This window comes from Chitinophaga sp. (genome assembly GCF_035564935.1).
Lineage (GTDB): Bacteria > Bacteroidota > Bacteroidia > Chitinophagales > Chitinophagaceae > Chitinophaga.
Genome location: NZ_DATMTE010000938.1, coordinates 1 through 7,390, shown reverse-complemented (window position 1 = coordinate 7,390; position 7,390 = coordinate 1). Strand labels below are relative to the sequence as shown.

Annotated in this window: 6 protein-coding genes; 5 read left to right on the top strand and 1 reads right to left on the bottom strand. The window is 47.2% G+C overall.

Annotated elements, in window-relative coordinates:
* Positions 1–163 precede the first annotated feature (163 nt).
* Positions 164–490 carry a VanZ family protein gene (locus VN105_RS29835; protein WP_414647260.1) on the bottom strand — a complete coding sequence of 109 codons (327 nt, stop codon included), beginning with the start codon at positions 488–490 and terminating at the stop codon, positions 164–166.
* A gap of 102 nt (positions 491–592) precedes the next feature.
* On the opposite strand from VN105_RS29835, the gene VN105_RS24420 reads away from it, so the two are divergent.
* The 5 genes from VN105_RS24420 to VN105_RS24400 all read left to right on the top strand — a co-directional run.
* A complete protein-coding gene (locus VN105_RS24420; protein ID WP_325645161.1) occupies positions 593–2,917 on the top strand; it encodes a glycoside hydrolase family 127 protein in 2,325 nt (774 codons plus the stop codon).
* A gap of 612 nt (positions 2,918–3,529) precedes the next feature.
* Positions 3,530–4,111: an RNA polymerase sigma-70 factor gene (locus VN105_RS24415; RefSeq protein ID WP_325645159.1), complete on the top strand. Its 582-nt coding sequence runs from the start codon at positions 3,530–3,532 to the stop codon at positions 4,109–4,111.
* 176 nt (positions 4,112–4,287) lie between these two features.
* On the top strand, positions 4,288–4,866 hold the full coding sequence (locus VN105_RS24410) for an RNA polymerase sigma-70 factor (protein ID WP_325645157.1): 579 nt from the start codon (positions 4,288–4,290) through the stop codon (positions 4,864–4,866).
* Between the two features lie 85 nt (positions 4,867–4,951).
* On the top strand, positions 4,952–6,118 hold the full coding sequence (locus VN105_RS24405) for a FecR family protein (protein ID WP_325645155.1): 1,167 nt from the start codon (positions 4,952–4,954) through the stop codon (positions 6,116–6,118).
* A gap of 142 nt (positions 6,119–6,260) precedes the next feature.
* A partial coding sequence (locus VN105_RS24400) for a SusC/RagA family TonB-linked outer membrane protein (RefSeq protein ID WP_325645153.1) occupies positions 6,261–7,390 on the top strand: 1,130 nt, incomplete at its 3' end.

Genomic DNA, 7,390 nt, shown 5'->3' with positions numbered 1-7,390 from the left:
GAGCTGCCGGTCTTCCAGTCTGTATCGTAATAGCCTCCCATTTGTTGGCTTATCGCGGGATTGATAAACACACTCCATACTTCTTTAACGGGCGCATTTATTTCAATGGTTTTCTTAATAATCCGGTTTTCCATTTTATTGCTTTGACGTATTAATTATTAGTTTATACTGGCTCCCCATTATTGCCCGGCCTGTTACTTGTACGCGCTACCTGTTTATTGATACCATAAATTATACCGTATGCAATTACCCCACCAATTAAGGAGGCGATGATATCTTTGAAATCAAAAACTCTGCCTGGTATCCATATTTGTGCTATTTCATAAAGTATCAGTCCGGCTACTATGCTTATACATGACGTTAATATTTCGCGGTTGGTATGTTGTTTTCTAATAACAACAATGGCGAACACGAACAGTGAGCCCCGCTTGTGATACAATGTAAAGTATTTCAATTCATTGATCAATAACCGTGTTCCTGAATATGGCATTGCCTCCGGGGATGGTTGTATTATAATGGAGACAGAATGTCGTTACTCATTTGCATAAATGAAAATTAATTGTTAATTTGACAATTATTTCCACGTGCATATATGAAGAAGTTACTCATTTGTCTTTTGGTACATATTCCCGTTATTGCTACGGCACAATCCACTCAACTGCAAACATTTGCTCCCGGGGAGGTCCGGCTGTTGCCGGGGCTTTTTCTTGATGCCCAGCATACGGATGAAGAATATATTCTATCCCTTGATCCTGACCGCCTGCTGGCGCCTTTTCTGAAAGATGCGGGGATTCCTGTAAAGAAAGAAAATTATGGCAACTGGGAGAGCTGGGGACTGGACGGACATACTGGTGGACATTACCTGTCGGCGCTCTCACTGATGTATGCTGCCACCGGGAAACAGGTTTACCTCCGGCGGTTACATTATATGCTGGATCAGCTGGAACAGTGCCAGTTGAAGAATGGCAACGGATATCTGGGTGGTATTCCGGGCGGAAAGCAACTATGGAAGCAGGTAGCGGAGGGTAGGGGAGATGCAGTAACAAAACGATGGGTACCCTGGTACAATGTACATAAAACGCTGAACGGATTGCTCGACGCCTGGACGCTCACCGGCAGCACACAGGCCCGCAATATGCTGCTGCGGCTATGCCGCTGGAGTAAGAACGTTACGGCAAACCTCAGCGATGAACAGATGCAGATAATGCTGCAGACAGAATTTGGTGGCATGAACGAAATTTTTGCTGCGGTAGCAGAAAAAACCAGCGATACCTCCTGGCTTTATATGGCCAGGCGCTTTACCCACAAAAAATTACTGGATCCGCTCACCACGCATACGGATGCCCTCACCGGGCTACATGCCAATACCCAGATCCCAAAAGTGGTAGGCTTCATGCGAACGGGTATAGTTAGCCATGATACTGCTTTGGAAGATGCTTCCGCTTTTTTCTGGAACACCGTGGTACAGCAAAGAAGTATTTCTATAGGAGGAAACAGTGTACGCGAACATTTCCACGACGTACATAACTTCCGCGCTATGCTGGAAAGCCCCGAGGGACCGGAAACCTGTAACAGCTATAATATGCTGAAACTTACCAGGCTGCTTTTCCTGAATAATCCCAATCATAAATACATGGATTATTATGAGCGCACACTCTATAATCATATTCTTTCATCCCAGCACCCCAATGGCGGATTTGTATATTTCACGCCCATACATCCCATGCACTACCGGGTATATTCTACCTCTCCAAATGCTTTCTGGTGCTGCGTTGGCACCGGTATGGAAAACCATGGGAAGTATACGGAACTGATCTATGCCCGGGCAAAAGATTCACTTTATGTAAACCTGTTCATTCCTTCCGTGCTGCAATGGAAGAATAAATCACTGCGGCTGACACAGGAAACCAGGTTTCCCGAAGAAGACGCATCTATGCTGAAACTTTCTTTGAAAAAGCCGGAGCTGCTGACCATCGCGATACGTACTCCCGGATGGGTTAAAAACAGTATGACCGTTACTGTTAACGGGCAACGCGCCTCCAATACCAGCGGGGCTGCTGGCTATGTGTATATCCGCCGCACCTGGAAGAACGGCGATGTGGTGAAGGTTCATCTTCCCATGCAGGTACGCACGGAAGGCTTGCCGGACAGCACTCACTGGGTGTCTTTCCTGTATGGCCCTATTGTACTGGCTGCGGCTACGGATACGCTCGATATGCCTGGGTTGAATGCAGATTCCAGCCGCTGGGGGCATATCGCCCGGGGAACCATGCGCCCAATGTCCGCCGCACCAACACTGCAACTGGAGGCCCCGGGGATAGTTGCATTACAACATACAGGCAAACCTCTGGAGTTTACAGCAGGCCAGCTGATCACCCAACCCGCCTTCCGTCAGCTTAAACTGGTGCCATTTTACCGCCTGCACGATAGCCGGTATATGCTTTACTGGCCCTATGCAGGCAAAGCGGAATCCAATAAATTGCAGGGACCGGAAGAGGTGGAAAGACAACGCCTCGACAGTCTCACCACGGACCGGGTGTATGCCGGTGAACAGCAACCGGAGACCGATCATCAGCTGGAAAGTGATGGCAGCACTACCGGAACATCGGGGGATCAGCATTTCAGGATCACGCGTAACTGGTTCGCCTACACGCTACAGGCTGCTGCGGCGGGGAATTATCAATTATATATCCGTTACCGTTATACAGGAGCCGGCGACTGTGGCAGCGTTATCGTGGGAAATAAGACACTGATGGAGTTATGTGCTAACGCTAACGGACCTACGGAAGATAGTACCGCAATAGTGGATATACCAACCAGGATAGCTGCAGCCGGTACTGTAAAGGTTGTTTTCAGGGCTGCTCCCGGGAAGGTGACGCCGCGCATTATGGAGGTGCGTCTTCTTAAAGCGCCATAAATTATCGACCTGGTAGCCGATGTAAGTATCCAGTAGATAAATGGCGCGTTTTATTGTTATGCAACCACAGATGGTTACGATGCCGGGCTTAGTTCCTCCGGCCCTTCCGTAATCTGGGAAATCAAAGGATTTTGTTCACCGGAGCTTTTCCGGATCATACTTCCCATCCGCTGAGGGACAGTTGTATTGGGCGCCCGGCAAAGCTATTGAAGCTAATGGCAGGTATTACCCTTAAAACGGGTATATGTATACCGCCGTTTCGGATTCGCCTGAAGGGCCATTCCATCTGCAATTAAACTCCAGCGAAATTCATTTTTCGGGTATACTACGTTACATACTTATTGATAAGGCGGGGAAGGCGCAGGATGACAATGCCCCGGCCGGGAAGGACTCCGGACCTAAAAGCCAAGATCCCCGACTTACCGGAAAATGACGTTGAATTAAAGTAATCGGCGTATTTTGAGGATAGTATATTTAAGATATTAGGAATAATCATACTTTTTTAGTGAATGAATAAGACAATCAGGCGTCATATTTCCTAATTATTATCTTTTGATGTGCTGATATAAAGCTCGATTTATTTTTATATTCTTGTGGACCATTCCCAATCGCATGAATCGGTACCAGGCACAAACTGATGTAGAATTGATAACGTCCTTACGCGGGGACGACCATCAGGCTTTTGCCGAAATTTATCACCGTTACTGGAAAAAATTACTGGCCATCGCCTATCATCACAGCAAGGATAAGATCATTGCGGAAGAAATTGTACAGGAAGTTTTTATTGGTCTCTGGAACAGGCGGAATGGGCATCACATTGGTAATGTGAGCGCCTATCTTGCCACCGCGGTGAAGTTGTCCGTTTTCAAACAATACGTGCGGCAGAAACGGAGGAACGAGATAAAAGAACAGGCTGCCGGTCCTTTGCAAACCAGTTGGGATGAAGAAAAGATCTACAGCAGGTTCCTGCAGCAGCATATTAATGGTATTGTAGACGTTTTGCCCGAAAAATGCCGCCTGGTATTTAAGCTGAGCAGGGAAGAAGGGCTCAGCATTCCGGAAGTAGCGCAAAGAATGGGGATTGCCGAAAAAACAGCAGAAGCGCATCTCACCAAGGCATTAAAAGTACTGAAACTCAGATTGAACCGTCCCTATTTGTGGATGATAATCCTCGCTTACACGTTGATCCGTTAACATCTTTCCAAAAAATTATTGCTCCACTAAGGGTAACAAGTGTTCTTATGGTACATATCCATGTAGCCATAGTGTTTATGTAATGTCCATGTTATGAAGAGCAATGTATCGGACCTCACCAGGAAAGGTTGGTGTACCTGTATAATTAAGGGGGATCATAGAAATTTCCCCGTTGTATGAGCTGGTACCGGCAACAAACGGATGCTGACTTAATGATGTCCTTTCGCGAGGGCAACAGCCACGCTTTTGCCGAAATTTATCAACGTTACTGGAAAAAGTTACTGGCGGTTGCCTATCATCACTGCGGGGATAAAATGGTTGCGGAAGAAGTGGTGCAGGAGGTTTTTATCAGTGTCTGGAACAGGCGAAAAGAGCTCCGTATTGACAATATCAATGCTTACCTGGCTACAGCGGTGAGGTTATCCGTTTTTAAACAATACCTGCGACAGAAGCGGAGAGTACAGATAATTGAACAAACTGCGGATTCTGTGGTAACCGCCTGGGATGAAGAAAAGATCTATACCCGGTTCCTGCAGCAGCAAATTAACGGCATAGTGGAAACACTGCCCCGGCAGTGCCGCCTGGTATTCAAACTAAGCAGGGTAGAGGGCCTCACCATACCGGAAGTGGCCAGGCAAACGGGGATCGCTGAAAAAACAGCAGAGGCCCATCTTACAAAAGCATTGAAAGTATTGAAACTTAAATTGAACAGAACCTGCTTATGGCTGATCTTACTCATTCAGCTCCTGGTGTAATAAAATTTTCAAAAAAAATATATTTATCACTAAGGGTAAAAGATCCGTTCATGGTACCTGTTTGCATAACCATAAAATCTGTACGTTGAAGAACAACATATATCACCTGATCGAAAAGTACCTGGACGGCACCATTACGCCGGCGGAAGAGGAAACGTTAATGGCCTGGTACCAGGATCATAACGAAACAGAGGTAGAGTGGTTGTCGGAGAATGTGGATGAGGAAGAAGATGTGCGCGCGCGTATGCTGCTGCGTTTGCAGCAGCAGGTTAATGTACCGGTAACCAGGCATGCCACTGCAAAAAGCCGCTGGTACTACATCCCCGCTGCGGCTTGTATACTGGTGATACTGGGGCTTGCAGGATATTTTTACTACCCGCAGCTGCACCGGTCTCCGCAGCCGGCCAATATCGCTAAGGCGGTTAACGCCATTGTGCCCGGAAGTAATAAAGCCATTCTGATGTTAGACAATGGCGATAAGGTAGTACTGGAAGAGGCGCAAAATGGTATCATATCCCAACAAGGCAAGGCTGCCGTGAATAAAACCGACAGCGGAAGCCTGTTGTATAATACGGTAAACGGCAACACGGACAACAACATTGTTTACAATACCCTGGTTACGCCCTTTGGAGGCCAGTACCGGCTCACTTTGCAGGATGGCACCAATGTATGGCTCAACGCGGGTTCCTCCCTACGTTTCCCTGCTTCATTCCCGGGAAAAGAAAGAAAAGTGATCCTTACCGGCGAAGCTTATTTCGAAGTGGCTAAAGATCAATCCCGCCCATTTTATGTGACGGTGAACGACGCATCGGGCGCACCCATGACAGTGAGGGTATTGGGAACGCACTTTAATATAAATGCCTACCCGGATGAGCAGCAACATATTGTTACGCTGTTGGAAGGCTCAGTGAAAGTAGGCTGCGGAAAAGCAGATGCCTTGCTGACACCCGGTAAGAAAGCGATATTGAACAGGGCTTCAGGTAAGATCAATATAAAAGATGGAGACACAGAGGCGGCTATAGCATGGAAAAACGGCTACTTCTTATTTGATAACGAAAAAATAGAAGGCGTCATGAAACAGATCAGTCGCTGGTATAATGTGGAAATCACTTACCAGGGCGATGTTTCAGGGAAAGCTATCGGCGGTAGTTTATCGCGCTCAAAAAATGTTACGGAAGTATTAAGTATGCTGGAATTAACCGGTACTGTTCACTTTAAAATAGAAGGAAGGAGGATCATCGTTATGCCATAAAAACACCTGCAAAAAGGGAAGCAATAAAAAACCGGGAGCGTTCCAGCGCCCCCGGACAGTTTGAGCTTACCCTGTGAAAGACAAGTTTCTAAGTCATTGTAGCCACAGTTATCTGATTATTAAACTCAAACATCCAAATGTAATGAAATTTTACATACCTGACGTGCGCCCGGTAAAAGCCGCCGCCACGTATAAAAAAATCCTGTTGATGATGAAACTGACCTTTGTTTTAATGATCGCAGTGTTAATGCAAGTCAGCGCCGCCAGTTATGCCCAGAAGGTAACCCTGTCGGCTAAGCAAATCACTCTCCGGGAAGTATTCCGCCAGATCCGTAAGCAAACCGGTTATAATGTATTGTGGGATGTGGACCTTTTAAAGGATGCCAAGCCGGTAGCCATGCAGGTAACCGATGCAACCGTGGAAGAAGTACTGAAGAAAAGTTTCGCCAATCAACCCTTTACTTATACGATTCGTGAAAACACCATTGTGGTAACGCGTAACCCCGCGCCAACGGTGGCAGCCTTTCCTGTCAAAGGCCGCGTTACCGACAACAATGGTGAGCCATTGATTGGAGTGGCGGTGCGGGTTAAAAATTCCAAAGTGGGAACAGCCACACAGGCGGATGGCAGCTATACACTGAATGCGCCCGATGAAAACGGCGTACTGATATTCTCATACCTTGGTTATACTCCCAAAGAAGTACCCATCAATGGCCAGGCCGTTATCAATGTGAAGCTGGAACAAACCTCTTCACAGCTGACCGAAGTGGTGGTAGCTTATGGTAAACAAAGCACACGGGAAATTGTGGGATCGGTAGCAAAGCTATCTGCCAGCGATATAAAAGACCAGCCAACCGGTACGTTTGCGGAAAGGTTACAGGGTAAACTGCCGGGCGCCCAGGTGGCGCAAACCACCGGCCGCCCCGGACAGGGAATGGACCTGCGCATACGTGGCGCCGCGTCATTTACCTCCAATATACGCCCGCTGGTAGTGGTAGACGGACAACCAATGATAGGAGATCCTGACAATATCAATAATATTAACCCCGACGAAATTGAATCATTTACCATTTTGAAAGATGCGGCAGCTACTGCATTGTACGGTTCACGTGCTGCCAACGGGGTGATCATCATCACTACCAAAAGAGGGAAAGCCGGCGCTACACAAATAGATTTCAATTCCTACTACGGCAGCGCCTCCATGATGCGGGAACTGATACCGCCGGTAATGAACGCCACCGAGCTGGCTACCTACATGAAGGGTTTTTATGA

Coding starts and splice junctions, on each gene's coding strand:
- VN105_RS24420 (WP_325645161.1), top strand. CDS start 593: ATGAAGAAGTTACTCATTTGTCTTTTGGTACATATTCCCGTTATTGCT.
- VN105_RS24415 (WP_325645159.1), top strand. CDS start 3,530: ATGAATCGGTACCAGGCACAAACTGATGTAGAATTGATAACGTCCTTA.
- VN105_RS24410 (WP_325645157.1), top strand. CDS start 4,288: ATGAGCTGGTACCGGCAACAAACGGATGCTGACTTAATGATGTCCTTT.
- VN105_RS29835 (WP_414647260.1), bottom strand. CDS start 490: ATGCCATATTCAGGAACACGGTTATTGATCAATGAATTGAAATACTTT.